19 protein-coding genes are annotated in these 20851 nt (G+C 68.6%); 4 read left to right on the forward strand and 15 right to left on the reverse strand.

The annotated features are described in order from the left end of the window. Positions 1-64 precede the first annotated feature (64 nt). The 8 genes from dpgD to ACH4E7_RS21070 form a co-directional block, all read right to left on the reverse strand. Positions 65-871, reverse strand: a complete 807-nt coding sequence (gene dpgD / locus ACH4E7_RS21035) for an enoyl-CoA-hydratase DpgD (RefSeq protein WP_396250528.1) — start codon at positions 869-871, stop codon at positions 65-67. Beyond that, complete coding sequence (gene dpgC, locus ACH4E7_RS21040) at positions 868-2139, reverse strand: (3,5-dihydroxyphenyl)acetyl-CoA 1,2-dioxygenase DpgC (protein WP_396250642.1); 1272 nt, start codon at positions 2137-2139, stop codon at positions 868-870. Before dpgC ends, dpgD begins: the two co-directional genes overlap by 4 nt. Positions 2140-2216: 77 nt before the next feature. Continuing rightward, positions 2217-2930, reverse strand: a complete 714-nt coding sequence (gene dpgB / locus ACH4E7_RS21045; protein WP_396250529.1) for an enoyl-CoA-hydratase DpgB — start codon at positions 2928-2930, stop codon at positions 2217-2219. Positions 2931-2941: 11 nt separating this feature from the next. After that, positions 2942-4099 (reverse strand): 3,5-dihydroxyphenylacetyl-CoA synthase DpgA, encoded by a 1158-nt coding sequence (gene dpgA / locus ACH4E7_RS21050; RefSeq protein WP_396250530.1) that lies wholly within the window; start codon positions 4097-4099, stop codon positions 2942-2944. Between the two features lie 157 nt (positions 4100-4256). Next, entirely contained in the window at positions 4257-5576 is a 1320-nt protein-coding gene (locus ACH4E7_RS21055) for a PLP-dependent aminotransferase family protein (protein WP_396250531.1), read from the reverse strand. Next, positions 5573-5995, reverse strand: coding sequence for a hypothetical protein (locus tag ACH4E7_RS21060; RefSeq protein WP_396250532.1), 423 nt, complete (start codon positions 5993-5995; stop codon positions 5573-5575). Before ACH4E7_RS21060 ends, ACH4E7_RS21055 begins: the two co-directional genes overlap by 4 nt. Before the next feature lie 195 nt (positions 5996-6190). Then, on the reverse strand, positions 6191-7465 hold the full coding sequence (locus ACH4E7_RS21065) for a cation:proton antiporter (RefSeq protein ID WP_396250643.1): 1275 nt from the start codon (positions 7463-7465) through the stop codon (positions 6191-6193). A gap of 43 nt (positions 7466-7508) precedes the next feature. After that, the gene (locus ACH4E7_RS21070; protein ID WP_396250533.1) at positions 7509-7778 is read right to left on the reverse strand and encodes a hypothetical protein; all 270 of its coding nucleotides are present in this window, start codon (positions 7776-7778) and stop codon (positions 7509-7511) included. A gap of 467 nt (positions 7779-8245) precedes the next feature. Between ACH4E7_RS21070 and hppD the strand changes: the two genes are divergently transcribed. Then, positions 8246-9346 carry a 4-hydroxyphenylpyruvate dioxygenase gene (gene hppD / locus ACH4E7_RS21075; protein ID WP_396250534.1) on the forward strand — a complete coding sequence of 367 codons (1101 nt, stop codon included), beginning with the start codon at positions 8246-8248 and terminating at the stop codon, positions 9344-9346. Then, entirely contained in the window at positions 9330-10427 is a 1098-nt protein-coding gene (locus ACH4E7_RS21080; RefSeq protein ID WP_396250535.1) for an alpha-hydroxy acid oxidase, read from the forward strand. Before hppD ends, ACH4E7_RS21080 begins: the two co-directional genes overlap by 17 nt. Before the next feature lie 116 nt (positions 10428-10543). Here the strand turns inward: ACH4E7_RS21080 and ACH4E7_RS21085 are convergent, their stop codons facing one another. Then, on the reverse strand, positions 10544-11551 hold the full coding sequence (locus ACH4E7_RS21085; protein WP_396250536.1) for a streptomycin biosynthesis protein: 1008 nt from the start codon (positions 11549-11551) through the stop codon (positions 10544-10546). Positions 11552-12181: 630 nt separating this feature from the next. On the opposite strand from ACH4E7_RS21085, the gene ACH4E7_RS21090 reads away from it, so the two are divergent. After that, positions 12182-12535 carry a transposase gene (locus ACH4E7_RS21090; RefSeq protein WP_396250537.1) on the forward strand — a complete coding sequence of 118 codons (354 nt, stop codon included), beginning with the start codon at positions 12182-12184 and terminating at the stop codon, positions 12533-12535. Here ACH4E7_RS21090 and vanX read toward each other — a convergent pair. The 3 genes from vanX to ACH4E7_RS21105 are packed head-to-tail and all read right to left on the reverse strand — an operon-like array spanning position 12511 to position 15147. Then, positions 12511-13119: a D-Ala-D-Ala dipeptidase VanX gene (gene vanX, locus ACH4E7_RS21095; protein WP_396250644.1), complete on the reverse strand. Its 609-nt coding sequence runs from the start codon at positions 13117-13119 to the stop codon at positions 12511-12513. The two genes, ACH4E7_RS21090 and vanX, sit on opposite strands and share 25 nt — an antisense overlap. Before the next feature lie 5 nt (positions 13120-13124). Then, positions 13125-14165: a D-alanine--(R)-lactate ligase VanA-Sc gene (gene vanA-Sc, locus ACH4E7_RS21100; RefSeq protein WP_396250538.1), complete on the reverse strand. Its 1041-nt coding sequence runs from the start codon at positions 14163-14165 to the stop codon at positions 13125-13127. Then, positions 14158-15147, reverse strand: a complete 990-nt coding sequence (locus ACH4E7_RS21105; RefSeq protein ID WP_396250539.1) for a D-isomer specific 2-hydroxyacid dehydrogenase family protein — start codon at positions 15145-15147, stop codon at positions 14158-14160. Before ACH4E7_RS21105 ends, vanA-Sc begins: the two co-directional genes overlap by 8 nt. A 127-nt stretch (positions 15148-15274) precedes the next feature. On the opposite strand from ACH4E7_RS21105, the gene murF reads away from it, so the two are divergent. Next, complete coding sequence (gene murF / locus ACH4E7_RS21110) at positions 15275-16618, forward strand: UDP-N-acetylmuramoyl-tripeptide--D-alanyl-D-alanine ligase (protein WP_396250540.1); 1344 nt, start codon at positions 15275-15277, stop codon at positions 16616-16618. A gap of 13 nt (positions 16619-16631) precedes the next feature. On the opposite strand, the gene ACH4E7_RS21115 is transcribed toward murF, so the two are convergent. From ACH4E7_RS21115 to ACH4E7_RS21125, 3 genes are all read right to left on the reverse strand, one after another. Next, complete coding sequence (locus tag ACH4E7_RS21115) at positions 16632-17813, reverse strand: lipid II:glycine glycyltransferase FemX (protein ID WP_396250541.1); 1182 nt, start codon at positions 17811-17813, stop codon at positions 16632-16634. A gap of 88 nt (positions 17814-17901) precedes the next feature. Further along, a complete protein-coding gene (locus ACH4E7_RS21120) occupies positions 17902-18957 on the reverse strand; it encodes an endonuclease/exonuclease/phosphatase family protein (RefSeq protein ID WP_396250542.1) in 1056 nt (351 codons plus the stop codon). A 306-nt stretch (positions 18958-19263) separates the two neighbouring features. After that, positions 19264-20850, reverse strand: coding sequence for an MBL fold metallo-hydrolase (locus ACH4E7_RS21125; RefSeq protein ID WP_396250543.1), 1587 nt, complete (start codon positions 20848-20850; stop codon positions 19264-19266). Between the last annotated feature and the right edge of the window lies 1 nt (position 20851).

Below are 20851 nucleotides of genomic sequence, written 5' to 3' on the forward strand. Positions count from 1 at the left end.
GTCCGCGGCGTCGCTCCGATCGAGCGACGCCGCGGACCCGCGGCCACGGCCGAGCCTGACGACCTCAGCGTCCCAGCCAGCGGGGCGAGCGCCCTTCGGCGAACGCCCGCGGCCCCTCGACCGCATCCTCGCTGTGCCGACGACGCCGCTCCCACTCGTACGGGGCGGAGAACGCCTCCTCCAGCGGAATGTCCACCGATCGCATCACCGCCTCCTTGATCGCCCGCACCGCCAGCGGCGCACTGCGCAGCAGGTCCGCGGTCCACTCGGCGACGCAGTCGTCGAGTTCCTCGACCGGTACGACCTGGTTGACCAGGCCGAAGCGCAGTGCCTCGGCCGCGGTCATCCGCCGGCCCGTCAGCAGGTACCCCATCGCGGCCTTGAGCGGCACCTGCCGGGCGAGCCGGAAGGCCCCGCCCGCACCCGGCACCAGGCCGAGCCGGGCCTCCGGCAGGGCGAAGACCGTCCGGTCCGAGGCGACGATCAGGTCACAGGCGAGGGCGAGTTCGAACCCCCCGCCCAACGCGTAGCCGTCGACCCGGGCCAGCACGGGCTTGGACAGCCGGAACCGCTCGGTCAGTCGTGGCCAGCCAGGCTGGCCACGACTGCCGAAGCTCGTCCGCGGCACGCCCTGCTCGTCCAGCCGAGACCGCTCGCGCAGGTCCTGGCCGACCGAGAAGGCGCGATGACCGGCACCGGTCAGCACCGCGACCCGGATCTCGTCGTCAGCCTCGACGTCGTCCCACACCGCCGCGAGTTCCTCGTGCATCCGCAGGTCCATCGCGTTGAGGACAGCGGGACGGTCGAGTGTCACCCGCGCGACGTGGTCCTTCTTCTCGTACCGGACACGAGGGCCCTCGTCCCCGCTCACTCCGCACCTCGTGCCGGGGCTGCGAGCGTGAAGCGGCCGACCTTGTCCAGCACGTCGGAGCTGTACAGCCGCAGGGCCTGCTGGACGGCGAATTCGGCCATGTAGCGGCGGAACTCGTCGACGTTCTCCTCCACCAGGTTCAGCATCCGCCGGTTCGCCAGCACCGCCGGTCCGCGCAGACGGCCGAGTGTCCGCTCGATCTCCTCGTCGAGGTCCTCCGGCTCGTGCACCTCGTCGACCAGGAGCCGGGCGTCCGGCTCGCGTGCCCAGATCCGACGGCCGTCCAGGATCACCTGCCGGGCCAGCCGACTGCCGGCCCGACGAGCCAGCCGGAAGTTGGAAGCCCCGGGAACGATCCCCTCCTTGGCCGCGGGGAGGCTCAGGAACGCGTCCGAGGCGGCCAGCACCCGGTCGAAGACCAACAGGAGCTGGGTACCACCTCCGATGGCGAAGGTGTCCACAGCGGCCGCCCAGGGCTTCTCGACAGTTCGGGACGACCAGTGCGCGCCGGAGTCGTCCAACAGGCCCCGCCAGATCTTGTGGATGTAACCGAGCTCCCGGCGCAGCAGGAAGTCGACGAGAGAGATGCCACCACCGTGCAGGGACTTCAGGTTGATGCCGGCGCTGAAGACCCGTCGGCCGCGGTAGCGCGGATGGGTCATGACACCACCGCGCAGAAGCCCCACTTCGACACCGGGGTCGAGCAGCGCGAGGTCGACGGCAGTCTCCATGTCGTCGATCTGCCGGTCGTCCTCCGCGTTCAGACAGTCCTCCCGGCACATCGTCAGCCGAGCCACCCCGTCCACGCGCTCAAGGCGCACGGAGCCGAGATCCGCCCTCCCGTTCGCCCGGAAGTCCGGCAGCAGGGCCAGAGCCCGCGGAGTCGGGCGCAGCATCGCGTCGATCAGATGAGGGCCGGACTCGGGCGAGCCCAGGATGCGGCCGAGGAAGAGGCCTTGGTCGATCTCGTGCCCCTCCTTGGCCGCCTGCGGCCGGTCACGTTCGGCGGCCAGCCGCGCCTGCGTGGGCACCAGCCCGGGGAAGACCGCTGCGGCGACCCGAACGAGTTCCTCGATCCTGAGGTGACGGCTGCGGCCATCGGTCAGCTCGTCGTAGACCGCGTCCGTGTGGGCCTCGAGGAAGGCGGCCCGCACGGTGCGCGCGGCCTCGACCGCCTTCAGGGCAGCTGCCCGCTGCTCCTGCGAGCGCCGTTCGGGATCGGGCAGGGCAGCCAGCAGCTCGTCGGTGCGCCGGGCGGTCTCGGCCAGGACCGTCCGGGCGGCGGGCAGGACACCGCCCGCCGCCCGGACGGCATCCGTCACGTCCGCCCCGGCCCTGTCGCCGATCACGACGCGGCCCCGACGGCTGCTCTGCGCAGCGCCCTGTCGCACGCTGCGAGGTGGACGCCGAGCGCCTCGTCGAAGCCGGTCGTGACGGCGTCGTCCAGCAGCTGGCGGCGAATGGCCAGCTCGCTCCCGGAGACGGCACCGGCGCGCGTAGCGGCCAGGGCATGGGCGTTCACCCGGTCGGCCGCCACCTCGTCGAGCAGCTGGAGTTCGAGCGCCTCGGCGAGCTCGACCGGCGTGCCGAAGAGCACCGCCCTGCGGATCGCGGAGGCACCGGCGCCGCGCTGAGCCAGCCGATAGACGGCCATCCCCGGCCAGGTGGCTCCGCCGTCGACCGGCACCACAAGGCGCACGGCGCCGGTCGCGATGCGGTAGTCGGTGGCCAGGAGGGCGTCCAGGGCGATCCCGCCGCAGTCGCCGTCAACGACGGCGACGGTCGGAGCGGGGAGTCGTTCGAGGCGGCGGAGTGCGCGTTCCCACTTGCTCACGGTCGCGACCGTCAGGCCCTCGGGCCACCGCCCCTCGGGGCTGCCTGACACCTCGACCACCACCCGGGCTCGCGCCGTGTCGTCCTCGGCGGCGTCGCAGACGCCGTTCACCGCGGAGATCGACTCTACCGAGATAGGCCGACGACCGTCGATCCTCAGCAGCAGGACGTCCGGATCCGTCCGGTCGGCCTGCTCCGGCGAGGTGGCCGGGACACTGTTCTTCATCTGCTTTCCCATCACCATTGCACCAGTGCGGTCTCGATCGTCGAACCGGGCCCCATGGTCATCAGGACGCCGTACTCGCCGGCCCGGGTGACCCCCTCCCGCAGCAACCGCTCGTAGGAGAACAGGAAGGAACCGCTCGACAGGTTTCCGAAGTCGCGCAGAACGCCGGTCGTGTGCCGCACGTCGTGGCGGGTGAGCCCCAGGTTCACCCGAACGGCGTCGATCACCTTCTTGCCACCGGAGTGCACCAGCCAGTGACTGATGTCGCTGCGGCGCAGCCCGGCGTTCCCGAGCAGGCGGTCGACGACCTGCTCCGCGTTGGCGCCCACCACGTAAGGAACGTGCGGGTCCAGGTAGAAGCTGAACTTCCCCTGATCGTCGTCCCAGTCGTAGCGCATCGCCTCGGCCGCCTCGGTGATCAGATGGCTCGCGAAGCCCAGGATGCGGGGGCTGCCGGGTGCCGGCGGAACGTCGGCCGACGCGTAGGCCGTGTCCGGGCCGTCGGCAACCAGGGCTATCGCGGCTGCGCCGTCACCGAAGAGGCTGTTGACGACCGAAGTGCGCATGGTGCCGTCGATCACGTACGCGGCGGAGCAGGCTTCCGAGCACAGCAGCACGGCGACCTTGCCGGGGTTGGCATGGGCCCAACTCGCGGTTGCGTTGAGGGCGTTGAGACCCGCATTGCAGCCCATGCCCACCACATCCACCCGGCTGGTCCCGGGCAGGATCCCCATGTCACGGATCAGCAGGGCGCTCAGGCCGGGAGTGAGGAATCCCGTGGTGGTCGTGCAGCAGAGGTAGTCGATGTCGGACAGCTCGATGCCCGCATTGCCGAGGCAGGAGCGGATTGCCCGGGCTCCCATCTCCAGGGCGAGCCGCTTGTGCTTGTCGAGCAGTTCGCCTTGCGTCTCCGGGAGGATGGCGCCGTCGGCGTCACAGGGCGGGATGGAGAGGAAGCGGCGCTCGATGGCGCTGTTGAGGAAGACCGAGCGGACCTTGGGATCAGTGATCCCGAAGATGTCGAGCAGCTCACGCTGCGTGTACGAGGTCTCGGTGGTCGCCGTGCCGACACCCGTGATGCGGGCGACGCCCGCACCGTTCTTGGCATCGGGGCCGGCCAGGTCCAGGAGGCCGGTGCCGGTGGCCGGAAGGCTCAGGCTCGTGGTCATCGGAAGGTCCACCCCCACATCCGGGTCTTGCTGCGAACGAGTCGTACTACTGCCAACACGTGCTGAACCCCTTCCATGCGTGAAGGGGGCCCGCGACGGTTCGCCGCGGGCCCGGTATCGCCCTGCCCCAGCCGATTGCAGTGCCGGGGCGGCGGCCTCAGGTCCTGGCCGCCCGGTCCTTGATGAAGCACGCCAGTCGCTCGACACCGTCGGCGATCTCTGCGTGGGTCAGGTAGCTGACGGAGAGCCTGATGACCCGCTCCCCACCGCCGCGCGGGTAGAAGTAGGACATCGGGGTCCAGATCACCCCGAACTGCTCCGCCGAGCGCTCCAGCGCCGCGTTGTCAGCGTGGAACGGGACGGTCAGTGACAGGAAGAACCCGCCGCTCGGCTCGTTCCAGCGCACACCCAGCGCCACCCGCTCCTGCTCGGGGAACGCCTCGGCGAGTCGGGCCAACGTGGCCCGCATCGCGTCGCCGTAGTACGCGGCGGTCTCGACGTTCAGGTCGGCGGCCCGCCCACCGGCGGAGAGCAGCATGCCGGCGACGACGGCCTGGCTGAGAGACGGGGTGTTGACCGTCACCATGCTCTTGATCTTGGTGAGCTCGGCCGCCAGGAGTCCCGACCGTCCGGCGTCGTCCACCACCGGCTGGTCCGCGATGGCGTACCCCACCCGGGCGCCGGGGAACAGCGTCTTGGAGAGGGAACCCAGATGGACCACCCGCCGCGCCCGGTCGAGGGACTTCAGGGTGGGCAGTTGCTGCCCCGGGCTGACCAGCCGGTACGGGCTGTCCTCCAGGATCAGGAGGTCGTACCGGGCCGCCAGGTCGAGCAGTTCCTGCCGGGTCTCCAACGGGATGGTGGTTCCCGAGGGGTTCGAGTGGTCGGGGGTCACGTAGAAGGCCCGGGGCCGACGACCGCTTGCCCGCTCCGCGAGGACGGCCGCCTCCAGGTCCTCACAGCGGAACCCCTTGTCGCCCTCCTCGACCGGGGTGAGATTGACGTCCAGCAGGGCCGCGACACCGACGATTCCCACGTAGCACGGGCTGGACACCAGGAGGACGTCCTGCGGGTCCCGGATCAGAGCCCGCACGGCGAGGAGCATGGCCTCCTGGCACCCCACCGTGACCACCACGGACTCCGCCGGGACGTCGATGCCCTCGTCCTTGCGCAACGAGTCCGCGATCAGCTCCCGGATCTGTCCGCCGGTCGGCCCGTACTGGAACAGCGAGGAGCGGATCTGGCCCGGCGAGGCGCCACCGGCCTCCAGGTGGTCCAGGTAGCGACGGAGATGGTCGAAGATCTGCTCCGTCTCGAAGAACCCGTCATAGGGGCGACCGGGCGCGAAGGAGATCGCCTCCGGGTAGCGGTAGGTGATCTCGTTGAGGAAGTTCATGGTGTCCAGCACCGGGTCGCCGAGACTCGCGTGCAGGTTCGCAGTGGGCAGAGCAACCGGCTCCGGCCCGGGCCGAGTCATCGGGCCACCGCCGGCGCGAGCTCGCGGCTGGACTCCGGAGCACTCGGGATGACGGACAGGCCGGGCGCGTCGGCGGCCGACCGGATCGGGCCGACCGGGTCCATCCGTCGCGATACGACCGACCCTTCCGTCGAGCGGACCGCACGGGCACCCGCGGCCACCGCCGCCCACCGCGTGGACACCACGTCGTCGCACGTCAGGGCGATGTCGGCAACACCGTCGCCGAATTCGTCCAGGTACTTCCAGATGCCCCGTCCCGAGGTGACGACCAACTGTGTCCGCCGCCTCCGAAGCAGAATGGAACTCCGGTCGACGTCGACCGAATCCGCAGCCCGCGCGAACCCCAGGACCGATACCAGGTAATCGACGACGGGCTTCTTGTCCCGCGTGTACAACTCGACGTAGGCGATCGCGTGCACGGCCAAGATCGGCTCCCAAGAATATCCAACAGCCAACGGACGGACGGGGCGTTCGACAATTCCGGCGGGGCAGGGATCACGTCGTCGCCGGATCGAACCATGTCTATCGCCAACGGATGCTCAGGCCCGGGAAGTCCGGCGCCGCCGGCGGTCACGCTCGTGCACACCGCGGCAGCCTGGCCGGCATCACCGGCCCTACGGCTGCACCGTATCCGGCTTGTGCATCGACTCCACATTCCGCCCCCGCGTCTCTTCGCGTCGGCCGAGTGCCCTGACCACGGGCGACGTCACTGCTGTGGTGATCAGGGCCATCAGGACCAATATCGTGAACAGAGCCTCGTTGATCACCCCGAGGTCCAATCCGATGTTGAGGACTATGAGTTCGGTCAGACCTCGACAGTTCATCAGCGCGCCCAGCGACAGTGCCTCGCGCCACGGCCGTCCGCTCAGCCTCGCCGAAACGCTACCGCCACCCCATTTTCCGACCAGCGCCACCGCGAGGACAGCGCCGAGCCACAGCCATTGCACCGGGTCGGCAGCAAGCATTCCGATGTCGGTACGCAGTCCCGTCGTCACGAAGAACAGCGGCAGGAGCAGTGGTACCGCCACTGATCGCAGGCGGGCTGCAGCCCGCTCGACAACGGCGGAACGCCTCGGTGCCACCACACCGAACAAGAAGGCGCCGAAAAGGGCGTGCACCCCGATGGCATCGGTCAGCAGCGCGGAGAGACATGTGCCGCAGAACAGCAGCGCCAACACGGTTCCGTCCTGCCCTTCGCCTCCCGACGTGGCCTGCTTCCAGCGGCTCAGCCGGGCGAGCAGCGGGCGCACCACCCGCATCATCACCGCGAAGTACGCCGCCACCATCGCCACGGTCGTCAACGATTCGAGCGGAGCGCCCCCCTTCACGAAGGCCACCACGACCGCGAGCAGGCACCACGCGATGATGTCGCTCGCGGCGGCGCACGCCATTGCCAGGCTGCCGATGGGCGTGTGATAGAGCCCCTGATCGGTGAGGATCCGGGCAAGTACCGGGAACGCGGTGATGCTCATGGCCACGGCGACGAACAACACGAAGGCGACTCGGTCAGTCCCCTGTGGAGCGAATGAGTCGAACATGCCCAGGGCGAGCAGCCCACCGAGCAACAGCGGCAGCAGGATGCTGACTTGGCTGATGACCGCCGCAGCGCGGCCATTGCCCCGTAAGTGGCCGAGGTCGAGTTCGAGCCCGATCAGGAACATGAAGGCGAGCAGCCCCAGCTGCCCCAGAACCTCGACGTGGTCCGTGACCCCCGGAGGGAAGAGGTACGACTGCGCATGAGGCCACAGCCGGCCGAGCAGAGAGGGGCCGAGCAGGATGCCCGTCACGATCTCGCCCACGACGGGAGGCTGCCCCAGCCGGCGAAGCAACGCGGCGCCGACACGACAGGCGAGGATCACAACCGGCAGTGCCAGGAGTAGACGGGACATCTGTTCGGACACAAACCCTCCTCGGGGCGCGGGAGCCGGGCATTCAGTCTCGGGCGAGTTCCTCGTGCTCGGCGAGGTGCTCCAGGTACCGGCGCACGTGGGAGAAGGTCTGCTCACTGTCGAAGAACCCGCCATAAGGACGGCCGAGCGCGAAGGAAATCGCGTCGGGATAGCGGAGCGTGACCTCGTCGAGGAAGTTCATCGTGTCCAGGACCGGATCAAAGACGCTGCCGCGCAGGTCCGCCTTCCGTAATGTCACCGGTTCGGTCGCCGCGAGGGCCACGGGGGGATCGCGCACGCTGCGTTCGGTCATGGAGTTCCCCCCACGCGAAATAAGTCAATGAGTGTTGGGATTCACCGGCTCAGGTTCACACACGGGGCGGCGTTCTGACAACCGCCGTCCAACCGGCATAAATGCGTGGTGCGGTGCGGTCCCGGTGGTGACGCAGAGCCAGGCGCTCGTTCTTGCACCTCCGCGAGGTGCAGCACGTTCCGGTCGGACGGTTACACCGCCGCTCCCCGCCGGCTCGCCGCGAGCGCGCCCGAGGTGCCGATCGGACCTGTGCCGATGACGGCCATGGTGCGAATCACGAGGCATCACCCGTTCGAAAGGCCACCGATCACAATCCGAATAACCCGTCAAATTTCTGCACGCGCCCGGCCGGCAATACCCGACGGACCGGGAGTCCATCCGTCGAGCGGGCGTCTGCTTTTTTCCCACGGGACCATCTATTACAGTTCAAAGAATCCGGCCCTTCTTCTCCTGACATGGGGACAGTCATGAGCAAATCAGCAAAGGTGACGGATCCGCTGGCGGATCTCTCCGTCGACTACGTAGAGATGTACGTGGAACAGCTGGAGACGGCTGCACGCACCTGGGTCGACGGATACGCCTTCACGGTGGTCGGCTCCGGCGACTTCGCCGATCACCGAAGCGTCGCGCTGCGCCACGGACGGATCACCCTGGTACTCACCGAGGCGACGTCGGACGAGCATGTGGCCTCGACCTACGTCACCTCCCACGGAGACGGTGTCGCCGACATCGCCCTGCGCACCGCGGACGTGACCGCGGCCTTTGACGCAGCGGTCGCGAACGGCGCCCGCATCCACCGCCCGCCGACCCCGCACACGGGCGACGGGCCGACCGTGACGGCTGCCCTCCGCGGCTTCGGGGACGTCGTCCACACACTCGTCCAGCGCGCTCCCGGGGAGGGGCCGGGGCTGCCCGCCGGCTTCTCCCCGACGCCGCGGACCGGCGCTGACCCGACCGGCGTCGTGGGCCTGCTCGACGTCGATCACATCGCGGTGTGCCTGAACACCGGCGATCTCGACCCCACGGTCGACTACTACCTGGCGGCCCTCGGGTTCCGGTGCATCTTCGAGGAGCACATCGTCGTCGGCAGGCAGGCCATGGAGTCGAAGGTGGTGCAGAGCCCGTCGGGCTCGGTCACCCTGACGCTCATCCAGCCCGACCCTTCGGCAGACCCGGGACAGATCGACGAGTTCCTCAAGGCCCACCAGGGGTCCGGCGTCCAGCACCTGGCCTTCTCCTCGCCGGACGCGGTCCGTTCGGTACGGGCCCTGACCGACCGGGGCGTCAGCTTCCTCACCACTCCCCCGGCCTACTACGACCTACTGGGCGAGCGGATCGGCCTGAGCGAGTCCAGGCTGGACGACCTCCGGGCGACGAACGTGCTCGCCGACGAGGACCACGGCGGCCGGCTCTTCCAGATATTCACGGCGTCGACCCACCTCCGGCACACGCTGTTCTTCGAGGTCATCGAGCGCCAGGGCGCCGAAACCTTCGGCAGCGCGAACATCAAGGCACTCTACGAGGCCGTGGAGCTGGAGAGGACGGGGCAGCGTGGGCCACAGCGATGAGGTTTCGGCCGATCCGGCCCACTGCCTGGCCGACTTCGAACGCGCCGCCGCTTCGGCCCTGCCCGCCGACGTATGGGACTTCGTGGCCGGAGGAAGCGGCGCTGAGACCACGCTCGATGCCAACCGCACCGCGCTGGACCGCGTCTTCCTCGTCCCCCGGGTGCTCAGGGACGTATCGCAGTGCACGGCGGATTCCACTCTGCTCGGTCGGCCCGTTCCCATGCCGGTTGCCATCGCGCCCGTCGCCTACCAGCAACTGGTCCACCCCGATGGCGAGATGGCCGCCGCCCGCGCGGCCAAGGCGGCCGGAGTGCCGTTCACCGCGAGCACGCTGAGCAGTGTCCCGATCGAAGAGATCACGGCGATCGGCGGAACGGTCTGGTTCCAGCTCTACTGGCTTCGGGATGCCGCGCAGTCCCTGGAACTCGTCCGCAGAGCCGAGGACGCCGGCTGCCAGGCGATCATGCTCACCGTCGACGTGCCGTGGATGGGGCGCCGGCTGCGCGACATGCGCAACCGTTTCGCACTGCCCGGCCATGTGCGGGCGGCCAACATCAGCACCGGCTCGACCGCGCACCAACGGCACGCCGATACCTCCGCGGTGGCCGTCCACACCAGCCAGGCCTTCTCTTCTGCGATGACGTGGTCGTCGTTGGCGGCCCTGCGGAAGCAGACCCGGCTTCCACTGCTGCTCAAGGGTGTCCTGGCAGCCGAGGACGCGCTGCGGGCGGCCGAGTCCGGGGTCGACGCGGTCGTGGTCTCCAACCACGGTGGCCGCCAGCTCGACGGAGCCGTACCCAGCATCGAGGCGTTGCCGGAGGTGGCGGCGGCGGGGGGCGGATGCGAGGTGCTGCTGGACAGCGGCATCCGCAGCGGCACTGACGTGCTCAGGGCGCTCGCTCTCGGGGCGTCCGGTGTCCTGGTGGGCCGTCCGCTGATCTGGGGCCTGGCTGTGGCCGGAGAAGCCGGCGCACGTCGGGTACTCGACCTGCTGGCCGACGAACTCCGCGACGCCCTCGGCTTGTCGGGCTGCGACGGGGTCGCCGCGGTCAGGCGGCTTCGTGCCTTCGTCTCTGCCTGACGACCGAAAGTCGCCGAAGTCCCTCCACCGCGTGGTAGGAGGGACTTCGGCGACGTCACCGCCTCGCGTCCACGACCAACTGACCGTTTTCGACGCTTGGACGCGGCGACGGCGGACTACGCGGTTTCGGCCTCCCTGCGCCCCAGCCGAAGGGCCAGTTCCGACCACATCCCCGCGTACTCGTCGGCCAGATAGGCCACGATGCCGCTGCAGTGGGGCGGCACGTTGTCGATGATCCTCTGCCACTCCTTCGCGTTGATCGTGTGGAGGTTGAGCAGCCGCAGCAGGGTGCGTCCGGTCTCGCTCAGCCGCAGCGCCGGATCCGCTTTGAGCCGTTCCACGACGACGCTGGGATCCTGCGCCGACGGCCTGCCAGGCACCGCCGCGACGCCGATGCCGCGCGGTGGCGCCGAGGCTCCCACCTCGAGGTTCGCGGGTTCCGGTTCCCTGCCGTGTCGGCTGGGCAGCGGATCCTCTCCTCGGCGGAGCCGGCTTCTGACATCGCGCGCCGTCTCGGGGGATATGCCGGCCATTCTGGCGATCTGACGTAACGACAGACCGGGGTTGTCGGTGATGAGTTCTCCGGCGATCCTGCGTCCTGCAGCGGCGTTGATCGGGCGGACCCGGCCGTCCTGGCCGATCCTGCTCTCCTCGGCGGCGGACGCACCCGGAAGCCCCCTGCGCATGTCGGCCACCGTGCCGGGGGCGATACCGGTGACCGATGCGATCATCCGGTCCGACCACTGCGGATGCGAGGTGATGATCCGCGCGGCCGCCCGTTTGCGGTCGGCCTTCGATAAGGGGAGGCCGTGCTTGGTGTTGGACTCGACCGCCAGCACGAACGCGTCGGCCTCGTTGCCCTCGAAGAAGCTGACGGCGACCCTGTCCTGTCCGCGCAGTTCAGCCGCTCTCACACGATGGAGGCCGTCGATGACGCGCATCGTCGGACGGTGCACGAGGATGGGCGGAAGCGGAGACTGCACCACGGAGAGCGCCTCCACGTGGTCCGGGTCCTCCCCCGAGGTCCGCGGTGAATCGACTGTTGACAGTAAGCTGATCTCCACTTCGACGACCGCCTGCTGATCGATTTGTTCCTGCTCGCGCCCCAACGCCATCTCCCTCATGATCTGATTTCCTGTACACGGATCTGTGAAAGGCACTCAGAAGATCCCCCGTTGGATCTGGCATGCGTTCCGTTCTGCACCATGGACCAGGGAACGTCGTCATATCGGACGGTCATGCCGGGTCGACTCGCGACCCCGACGACAGCCGTGTCACGCCTTTGGCGCCATCACGTGCGCGAGGCGGCTACCGGTCAGCCCCGGGTGGTCTCCGGCGGAATCCCGGTCCTGCCAGGTCAGGGCCCCGGACATGGAAGATCGACAGACATTCGAGAACCAGTCACTCGAATCTACGTGGAAAACCGGGGCCAGGCAGAACGTCGTCTCGCCGCCGGTCGCGTGCACCCGACATTCGTGAATCTCGTTGCAGTGGCATCGCGCTGAACTAAAGGATCTTGCCCGTAGTCAAGGCCGTTCGCCCCCCGCTGGCACCCTACCACGCCCCACTACTTATATGAATGAATATTCATCAGATGGAACGGCTACGTGATCGTAACACTCTTGCGCGAATCGAGGCACTCACCTATCGGCGAATGACTGGCACTCCAGCCGTAGATTGTGATCTTGCTACTCGGGGCCGGCGCGGAGACGGGTGCGGCCACCGTTGATCATCGTGACTTGTGTGGAGTAACGATGAGACGGTGGCCGCAGGTCACAGCTGTCGACGAGACCGGCGACATGAAGAGGGGCACCCATACGGTCGGAGTGCAGCGCCAGTACACCGGAACGGACGGACGATCGAGAACCCTCAAGTCGCGGTCCACCTCGTCTACACCGCCGAGCGAGGACACACGGGCGGTGGACCGGGAGTTGTACGTCCCCCGCTCCTGGACGAGCGACCCAGATCGCTGCCGGGCGGCTAGACTCGGCGAGGACACCGTCTTCGCGGCCAAGCCGGAACCGGCCCGCACGATGATCGAACGGTATCCCAGACATGAAGATCACGATCTACAGCTGGAGTACTACGTGATGGGGAAATCGAAATAGGTGTCCGGATAGGGTTCGTTGTCGAGCGTGTAATGCCACCACTCGCACTCGTACGCACGGAAACCACAGGTCTCCATGATGGACCGCAGGTGCTGACGGTTCCGCGCTTCGACGGACGCGATCCCTCGTGCGCCATGGTGCGAGATGGGATCCATCAGGTCATGGTCGCCGCCCATGGAAACGAGTTCACCCGTGGCCAGGTCATAGAGCGTGAGGTCGACGGTGCTGCCCCGGCTGTGGCCCGACCTGGCGGCCACATATCCCTTCTCGAACATCTCGGCCCTGGCGATATTGGGATAGTGCCGCGACTTCGTCCGACCGTCCTCCGGCTGCTGCGACCAGTGCAGGAAGCAGTCGACGGCGCGCTGCGGGCGATAGCCGTCCCAGAGCAGCAGGCCGAACCCCAGCGACGCGGCCAGCTCCTGCGCCCGCTCCAGGGCCGTGCACAGAGCCCTCGTGCCGACGACCCGATTGGCCAGATATCCGTCCACCGGTTTGCCGGTGAAGTTGTCCCACGTGGCGTATTTGGCATCCCAACGTATTCCGGGCACCACGTCGTCCACAAAGACAAAGCCGTCCATCATCGACTTCATCGGATCTTCCCTGTCAAGGCGAGGGAGACGGCCCGGTCGATCACCTCGGAGAGCGGAATACCCGCGGCCGCCATCATTCTCGGATAACGGCTGTACGAGGTCATTCCGGGGAAGGTGTTGACCTCGTTGAGGACTGCTTGTCCGTCCTCCTTGAGGAACATGTCCACCCGCGCAAGACCGCTGCACCCCAAGGCGCGGTACACGGCCTTGGCCGCCTCCTGGACGAGCAGCCGTGACTCCTCGGGGATGTCGGCGGGAACGACTGCCACGGAGTTCTCGGAACCGGTCTCGGGGGAGTCTTCCTGATGGATCCTGAAGAATCCGTGCGACAGTGCAATCCGGTCCACTTCACCCGCGACGAGATCCGACCCGTTCCCGAGGATGGCGCAGCCGATCTCGCTGCCGACGACAGCCTCTTCGATCAGCACCTTCGAGTCGTACTGCCGTGCCGTTTCCACCGCACTCGGAAGTTCCTCTTCCCGGGACACCTTGGTGACGCCGAAGGACGATCCCGATCGGGCCGGCTTCACGAAGACCGGATAGGTGAGCCGGGCGGGATCGATGGTCTCGTCCGCCGTGACGGTCCAGAAATTCGGCGTGGCGATTCCGGCGCTTCTGGCGACGACATAGGCAAGGGATTTGTCCATGCACAGAGCGGAACTCTGGACGTCGCAGCCGATGTAGGGGATGCCGGAGAGTTCCAGCAGACCCTGCATCGCGCCGTCCTCGCCGAGCCTGCCGTGCAGCACGGGCAGCACGACGTCCAGACGGATCGTTCCGTAGCACCCCTGCTCCAGAGTGAGCAGTCCGTGCACGTCGCTGCCCGGCGACAGCACGACGGGGCGGCAGTTGCCGTTCTCCCATTCCCCGTCGGGCCCGTCGCAGAGCTTCCAGGCACCGCTCTTCGTGATCCCGATGTAGAAGGGTTCGTACTTCTCGAGATCCAGGTTCCGGGCCACCTCTCGCGCGGACTTGACGGAGACGAGGTGCTCCTCGGAACGGCCCCCGAAGATGATGCCGACCTTCAACCTAGCCATGCTGATTCCTGCTTTCGAATGCCAGGCAGTTGGTGAGAGAGTTCTCCACGGTGTCGCGCAGGGCGTGATCCGTGTAGTAGGCGGTGTGCGGACTGACGAGCGCGTTCGGCAGCTCCTGCAGCCGCAACAGCGCTTTGCTTTCTATGGGTTTGTCCCGGCAGTCGGCGTAGAAGACGCCTTCCTCGCCTTCGACGACATCCAGCGCCGCGCCGCCCAGCCTGCCGATCTCCAGTTCCTGTACCAGGGCCTCGGTGTCGATGAGCCCACCACGTCCGGTGTTGACGATCACCGCGCCGTCCTTCATCCGCGCCAGGCGTTGCCGGTCCAGCAGATGGTGCGTGGTCGCGGTGAGCGGCACGTGCAGCGTGACCAGGTCGCTCCGCCGCAGCAGTTCGTCGAGCGGAACGTGCTCGACAGTGGAACCGGGGTGGCTCACCGGACGGTTGTCATGGGCCAGAACGCGGCAACCGAAGCCCCGCAACCGCTCCAGGACCGCCGCACCGATACGGCCCGTCCCGATCACGCCGACCGTCAGATCGCGCAGTTCCTTCCCGCGCACATCGCTCAGTCGGTAGTCGTGCGCGTCGGTGCGACGGACGATGCCCTTCGCGTCCCGTACCGCCATCAACATGAGCATCAGCGTGTAGTCGGCCACGCTGTCCGGCGAGTAGGAGACGTTCTGGACGAAGATGCCGATGCTGTCCGCGTACTCCACGTCGATGTGGTTGTACCCGATGCTCCGCGTGGAGATGTAGCCCACGCCGACTCCACCGAGGGCGCGCAGCGTGGCACGGGTGACGGGAGTCTTGTGGCCGACGCTGATGCACCGGCTGCCGGAGGCCAGTTCACTGTTGGCTTCGGACACCGGTGCGTCGGTGATGGCCGGCAGCACACCGAAGCCGGGCGCCAGCTCGCGGAACAGAACGGCTTCGTCCGGACCGCACCCGTACATGGTGATACGGGTCCTTTCGCTGTGGGTCATGCCCCCAGTCAAGGCGGCATGCCGTATCCGGAGCGTATGTGGTTTTCGATATGCCCGTGATACGTCCCGCTCCCTTGACTGGAGGCATGACCTACCCAACACCAGGCACGGCCTCCGGGGAACCGGCGTGATCCCGCTCAGCCTCGGTGAGATCGCCGAAATCGTTGGCGGAACGGCCGAGGGCGACAGCTCCGTGACCGTGACCGCGCCAGCCGTGCTCGACAGCCGACGGGCCGAGCCGGGCGGCCTCTTCGTCGCCTTCGCCGGCAAGCATGCCGACGGCCATGACTACGCGGAACAGGCCGGGCGGGCCGGTGCGGTGGCCGTGCTCGGCTCCCGGCCCACGGCGCTGCCCACCGTCGTCGTCAAGGACGTCCAGACCGCGCTGCAGATGCTCGCCGCCCATGTCGTGGCCCGGCTACGCGACGGACTGACCGTCGTCGGGGTGACCGGCTCGCAGGGCAAGACCGGCACCAAGGACCTGCTGGCAGCCGTGCTTTCGGGCGCCGGGCGGACGGTCGCCACGGCCGGCTCGTTCAACAACGAGCTCGGTGTGCCGCTCACCATGCTGCGCGCCCAGGCGGCCACCCGGTTCCTCGTCCTGGAGATGGGAGCCCGCCACATCGGCGACATCGCCAAGCTCACCGGCCTGGTCGCGCCCGACATCGCCGTCGTCCTCAACGTCGGCCTGGCCCACCTCGGCGAGTTCGGGTCGCGCGCCGCCATCGCCAGGACCAAGGGCGAACTGGTGCAGGGGCTTGCGCCCGGCGGCACCGCGGTCCTCAACGCCGACGATCCCCGAGCGGCCGCGATGCGCGCGCTCACCGACGGTCCGGTGCTGACCTTCGGCCGGGCGGCCCACGCCGACGTACGGGTACTCGACCTGACCCTCGACCGGCTCGGCCGGCCGTCCTGCACGCTGCGGACCGCCGCCGCCTCGGCTCACCTCACGCTGCCACTCGTCGGCGCCCACCAGGCCCTCAACGCCTCGGCCGCCGCGGCGGCAGCACGTGCGGCCGGGGTTCCCCTCGACCTGGCCACGGCGGCGCTGACCACCGCCTCGCTGTCGCCGTGGCGGATGGAGTCGCGCGACCTCGCCTGCGGGGCGACGCTGATCAACGACTCCTACAACGCCAACCCCGACTCGACCCGCGCCGCCCTGGACGCGCTGGCGGCCATCGAGGGCGGGCGCCGCATCGCCGTCCTCGGCGAAATGCTCGAACTCGGCGACGACAGCGAGGCGGAGCACCGATCCGTCGGGGCGTACGCCGCCGCCCGGGCCGACGTGGTGGCCGCCGTCGGCGAGGGAGCCCGGCCGATCGCCGACGGTGCGGGAGAGCGGTCGGTGGTCATCGCCGACAACGACGCGGCCGTCGACTGGCTGCGCGACCGCCTCGCCGCCGGCGATGTCGTCCTGGTCAAGGCTTCCCGCGGGGCGCGCCTCGACGAAGTCGCCGCCGCGCTCGCGTAGGCGGCTGTACGGTTCAGCGTCCGCGCCGCCTCATGTAGAGGTCGAAGAGTCGGTAGACCACCGGTCGCAGCGGCAGGTCCCACTCGCCGACGTACCTCACCGCCCGGCCGCCGGTGCCGACTTTGAACTGGACAAGGCCGACGTGCGGGTCGTCGGCGTCGAGGGTGGGGGTGATGCCGCGCAGGTCGTAGACGTCGCAGCCGGCCGCGAGCGCGTCGCGGATCATCGCCCACTGGCAGGCGTTGGAGCCCCGCACCTCGCGCTTCGCGGTGGCGGAGGCGCCATAGGAGTACACCGCGTGGGCCCCGACGCGGACCAGGACGGTGGCGGCGACCAAGTCGCCCTGGTGGTGGGCCAGGTAGAGCTTGATCCGCTCGGGGTCCTCGGCGCTCAGCGCCGCGAACATGGTCTCGAAGTAGCGCAGCGGACGGGGCGTGAAGTGGTCGCGCTCGGCGGTGTGGACGTAGAGGTCGTGAAACGCCTTCAGGTCTTCCGGCCCCCCGTCGCCGACCGTGACCTCGACGCCCTCCTTGGCCGCCTTCTTGATGTTGCGGCGCCACTGCTGGTTCATGCCCCTGAACAGCTCGTCCTCGGTCCTGCCCGCCAGCGGGACCACGTACTTGAACTGCGGATGCCCGACCCCGAACCCGTCCAGCGGGTTCTGCGGCAGCCAGCCCGCGTCCTTGAGCCTGCTGCTCACGCGGGCGCCGACCGGGTCGCCCCCCTGTGCCGGCAGGTCGGTCAGCCGCCGGACGCCCGGGTCGGCGATGCCCTCCTTGACCTGGGCGGCGCTCCAGCTGTCCGTTTCCACCGGCGGGCCAAGCCGGATCGCGAACGCGCCGTGCTCCTTGAGATACGCCGCCAGCGGATCGAGCCACGCACCGATCTCACCGCTCCAGTCGATGACCGGACCCTCGGGCAGATACGCCAGCGTGAAACGGTCGAGCCGCGGCACCGGGCGGTGCAGGACGAGCCCGGCGCCGACCAGTCGCCGACCGTCGAACCAGCCGAGGGACTCGCTGCGCCACTCGGTCTTGACGCGGCCCCACGCCGGGGTCTGCAGGAAGCTGACCGACCGCTGGGCCCGCACGAACGCCAGGTGCTCGGCGGCGCTGATCGGCCTGACGACCGGATTCCCGGCTGCTGCTGTCCCGGCCGCAGTTCGACGTGGTTCGCTGGAGGAGTTGTAGGACATGTCGCCAGTCAATCTATCGGGGTGTTGCCTGGGTGTATGCGATTCTCGATACGCTGACGATATGTCACCACCTGGCGGCTCGCGGCTTTTACCAGCTGATTCCGGCCGCCACCGGCCGGTGATCGCTGCCCGTGGCCGGCAACAGCCAGGCACTCTTCGGGTCCACACCGCGGACCAGGATCTGGTCGATCCGCACCACCGGGAACTCCGTCGGCCAGCTGAAGCCGAACCCGTCCCCGGCCACGTCCTGGACCGAACGCAGCTGCGAGGTGAGGCCGTCGAAGGCGCGGTCGTCCATGGTGCCGTTGAAGTCACCGAGCACCAGCACCCGCTCGCTGCGCTCGGCGGCGACTGCCCGGGCGAGCTTCGTCGCGCCGACGTCCCGCGTGTCCGTCCAGAAACCGCCCCTGGGCATCACCCTCACGGAACCCAGATGCACCACGTACACCGCCAGCGGCCCCTTCGCGGCGGCCACCGTGGTGCGCAGCGCGCGAGGCGGCTCCACCGGAACGTCCCCGGGCCGCGGCTTCTCGGTCGACGGCCCGACCGTGCCCCACAGGACGTCGACCGGCCGGGTGTCGGACAGCGGCAGCTTGCTCCACAGCCCGACCGTGCCCTGCACGGTGTGGTACGGGTACGCCTTCGCCAGCTCCGTCTCGTACGTGCCCGTGGACCGGTCGGTCAGCTCCTCGAGCGCCAGCACCTCCGCACCGGAGGCGGCCAGGTCGCGGGCGGTGCCGGCCGGATCACGGTTGTCGGCGTCCACGTTGTGGCTGACCACCGTGAGGTCGCCGCCCTGGTGGGACTTGTCGTCGAGCAGCCCGCCGAAGAGGTTCAGCCAGACGGTGACCGGCAGCAGCAGCGCGACGACCGCGGAGGCGGAGCGGCGCCACAGCGCCCCGGCGAGCAGCACCGGGACCAACAGGCCGAACCACGGCAGAAAGGTCTCCACCAGACTGCCCAGACCGGCCCAGTTCGGGAGCCGCCCGTGCAGCAGCAGGAGCAGGCCGAGCAGCAGCGCGCACGTCGTGAGTACCGGGCCGCGCTTCCACCGGCCCGGCCGGGAGCCGCCCGCAGGCCGGGTTCCTTCGTCGTCGGCCGCCGGGCCGCACTGCCCGGTCTCGGCCGTGTCCACGTCTGTCATCGTCTGCCCTCGCTCCCGAAACGTGAGGAGACGTCGTCGCGGTGGCCACCCGACGGGGGGTCTCCGGGTCGTCGTTCGCGCTGAGGGCTGGGTTCGAGACATGTCACAAGAGAAGACGACCGGACGTTGCCGGCACGTATGCGGTTTTCGACACGCGGACGATATCTGCCGGCCCCTAGCCTTGATGCATGCGTGCCTTGCGGCAGGCACGGTCTTCCACTCGGATCGCGGGGCGTGGAGAACTCCGTGACCTCGGAAGTCCGTGCCTGTCGCGAACAACAGGCATCCGGTTCCTGTTCCGCTCGGCTACGACCAGTGCCATTCGGCCCGGTCGAGCAGGTGCCCGGACTTGACTCCCTTGCGCGAGCACCATTCCTCGAACTCGGCGATCTGCTGGAGCTGGTAGGAGTCCTCGTTGTAGCTGGTGGCCATCACATGGCCGAGCCAACTCTCCTCGCCCATGGCGTAGATGTACACCTCTTCGGCGCCCAGCTCGGTGACGATCGCGCTCGCCTGTTCCGCGTTGGAGCCGGACAGTTTGCGGGTCTCGCTCATCTTCTTCGGGATCGGCGTGGTGAACAGCGGCTGGTACTTCCAGTTCATCGGCGCACCGTCGCACTCCATGCCGAGGAAGGCGATGTCGACCGGTCCGAGGTGCCGGCGGACGTAGCGGTAGAGGACCGGATCGATGCCGGAGGAGTCCGCTCCCACGTAAACGGACTTCCCGCCGAGACGGATCCAGTAGGTCGCCTTGGCACGGATGTCGAGATCGGCGTGCTCCCCGAAGAACGGAGTGGCGACGATCTTCCCGCCGGGGAAGGCCACCTCGTCGAAGTCGTCCACCTCGATGACGGGGAGCCCGAGGCATTTCAGGAAGAGCGCCAGCGACGGGTCGCACAGATTGCCGCGCGAGCTCCTCGGCACAACGAACGTGCCGACCCGGCCGCGCAGTTGGAGCAGGGTCTCGGACACGAGATGGTCGGAATGCCCGTGGGTGATGAGGACGTAGTCGATGTGGTCGGGCAGGTCGTCATAGGTGTACCGGCCGGTCGCGCTGGTGTCGGCGCTGATGAACGGGTCCGTGAGGATCGACACCTCGGGCGTCTGCAGGAGGAGGCAGGCATGCCCCAGGTAACGGATCCTGGCACCGGCCGTGACGTGGCGGTCGGCGGCCAGCCCCGGCTCCGCGACCAGCAAGCGGGACAGTTGGGCGGCTTCCGCGTCGCCGAGCTCCAGCGCCTCGCGGAGCGCGGCCAAGGTGGTGGGCCGGATCCTGGAGCGGAACAGTTCCTCGATGCCGGGGTGCCGGAAGGGGATGTCCAGCTCCAGCACGTCGGGCGAGGGCAGCCGCGGGGTGCTCATCACGAACGGCCGCTCGATGCCTGACTCCAGCGAGAGCTGAACCGACTGGCGGTCCTCGGCGTAGGCCTTGCTCTGGTAGACGAGCGGCTCCAGGAAGTGCAGCGAGGCCGCGTTGCCGGTGTCATAGGAGACTTCCACCAGGCCCGCCAGTTCGGCGGGGAGCTTCGGGTAGAGCGGCCTGAGGTCGTAGCCGGTCGCCTCCTCCCGGACGATCTTCTCGGCCTCCGCGATCGCATGGGCGAACCGGATGATGTCCGCCCGGTCGCGCCGGATGGCCGCCAGCAGCGCCTCGACCTCGCCCTTCCGCTCCCCCTCGATGCCGACGAAGAATCCGCCGCGGAACTTCGGGTCGCGGCTGCCCGAGAAGTGCCAGTCCGGGGTCTGTAGGTACGACTCCAGCATCGGGAGCTGCCGGAAGGCCAGGTACATGGCGCCGGTTACGGGAGCCATCGTGTACAGCTGGGCGTAGAACCGGTCGACCAATGGCTCGATGATGGTGTCGGACCGGAGAAAGAACCGTTCCTCAGTCACT

This window comes from Kitasatospora sp. NPDC018058, from assembly GCF_044327205.1.
GTDB lineage: Bacteria > Actinomycetota > Actinomycetes > Streptomycetales > Streptomycetaceae > Kitasatospora.

Excerpts from the sequence above, each read along its gene's own strand:
- dpgB (WP_396250529.1), bottom strand. The coding sequence starts at position 2,930 with ATGAAGAACAGTGTCCCGGCCACCTCGCCGGAGCAGGCCGACCGGACG.
- dpgA (WP_396250530.1), bottom strand. The coding sequence starts at position 4,099 with ATGACCACGAGCCTGAGCCTTCCGGCCACCGGCACCGGCCTCCTGGAC.
- ACH4E7_RS21055 (WP_396250531.1), bottom strand. The coding sequence starts at position 5,576 with ATGACTCGGCCCGGGCCGGAGCCGGTTGCTCTGCCCACTGCGAACCTG.
- ACH4E7_RS21065 (WP_396250643.1), bottom strand. The coding sequence starts at position 7,465 with ATGTCCCGTCTACTCCTGGCACTGCCGGTTGTGATCCTCGCCTGTCGT.
- ACH4E7_RS21070 (WP_396250533.1), bottom strand. The coding sequence starts at position 7,778 with ATGACCGAACGCAGCGTGCGCGATCCCCCCGTGGCCCTCGCGGCGACC.
- hppD (WP_396250534.1), top strand. The coding sequence starts at position 8,246 with ATGAGCAAATCAGCAAAGGTGACGGATCCGCTGGCGGATCTCTCCGTC.
- ACH4E7_RS21085 (WP_396250536.1), bottom strand. The coding sequence starts at position 11,551 with ATGAGGGAGATGGCGTTGGGGCGCGAGCAGGAACAAATCGATCAGCAG.
- ACH4E7_RS21090 (WP_396250537.1), top strand. The coding sequence starts at position 12,182 with ATGAGACGGTGGCCGCAGGTCACAGCTGTCGACGAGACCGGCGACATG.
- vanX (WP_396250644.1), bottom strand. The coding sequence starts at position 13,119 with ATGATGGACGGCTTTGTCTTTGTGGACGACGTGGTGCCCGGAATACGT.
- vanA-Sc (WP_396250538.1), bottom strand. The coding sequence starts at position 14,165 with ATGGCTAGGTTGAAGGTCGGCATCATCTTCGGGGGCCGTTCCGAGGAG.
- ACH4E7_RS21105 (WP_396250539.1), bottom strand. The coding sequence starts at position 15,147 with ATGACCCACAGCGAAAGGACCCGTATCACCATGTACGGGTGCGGTCCG.
- ACH4E7_RS21115 (WP_396250541.1), bottom strand. The coding sequence starts at position 17,813 with ATGTCCTACAACTCCTCCAGCGAACCACGTCGAACTGCGGCCGGGACA.
- ACH4E7_RS21120 (WP_396250542.1), bottom strand. The coding sequence starts at position 18,957 with ATGACAGACGTGGACACGGCCGAGACCGGGCAGTGCGGCCCGGCGGCC.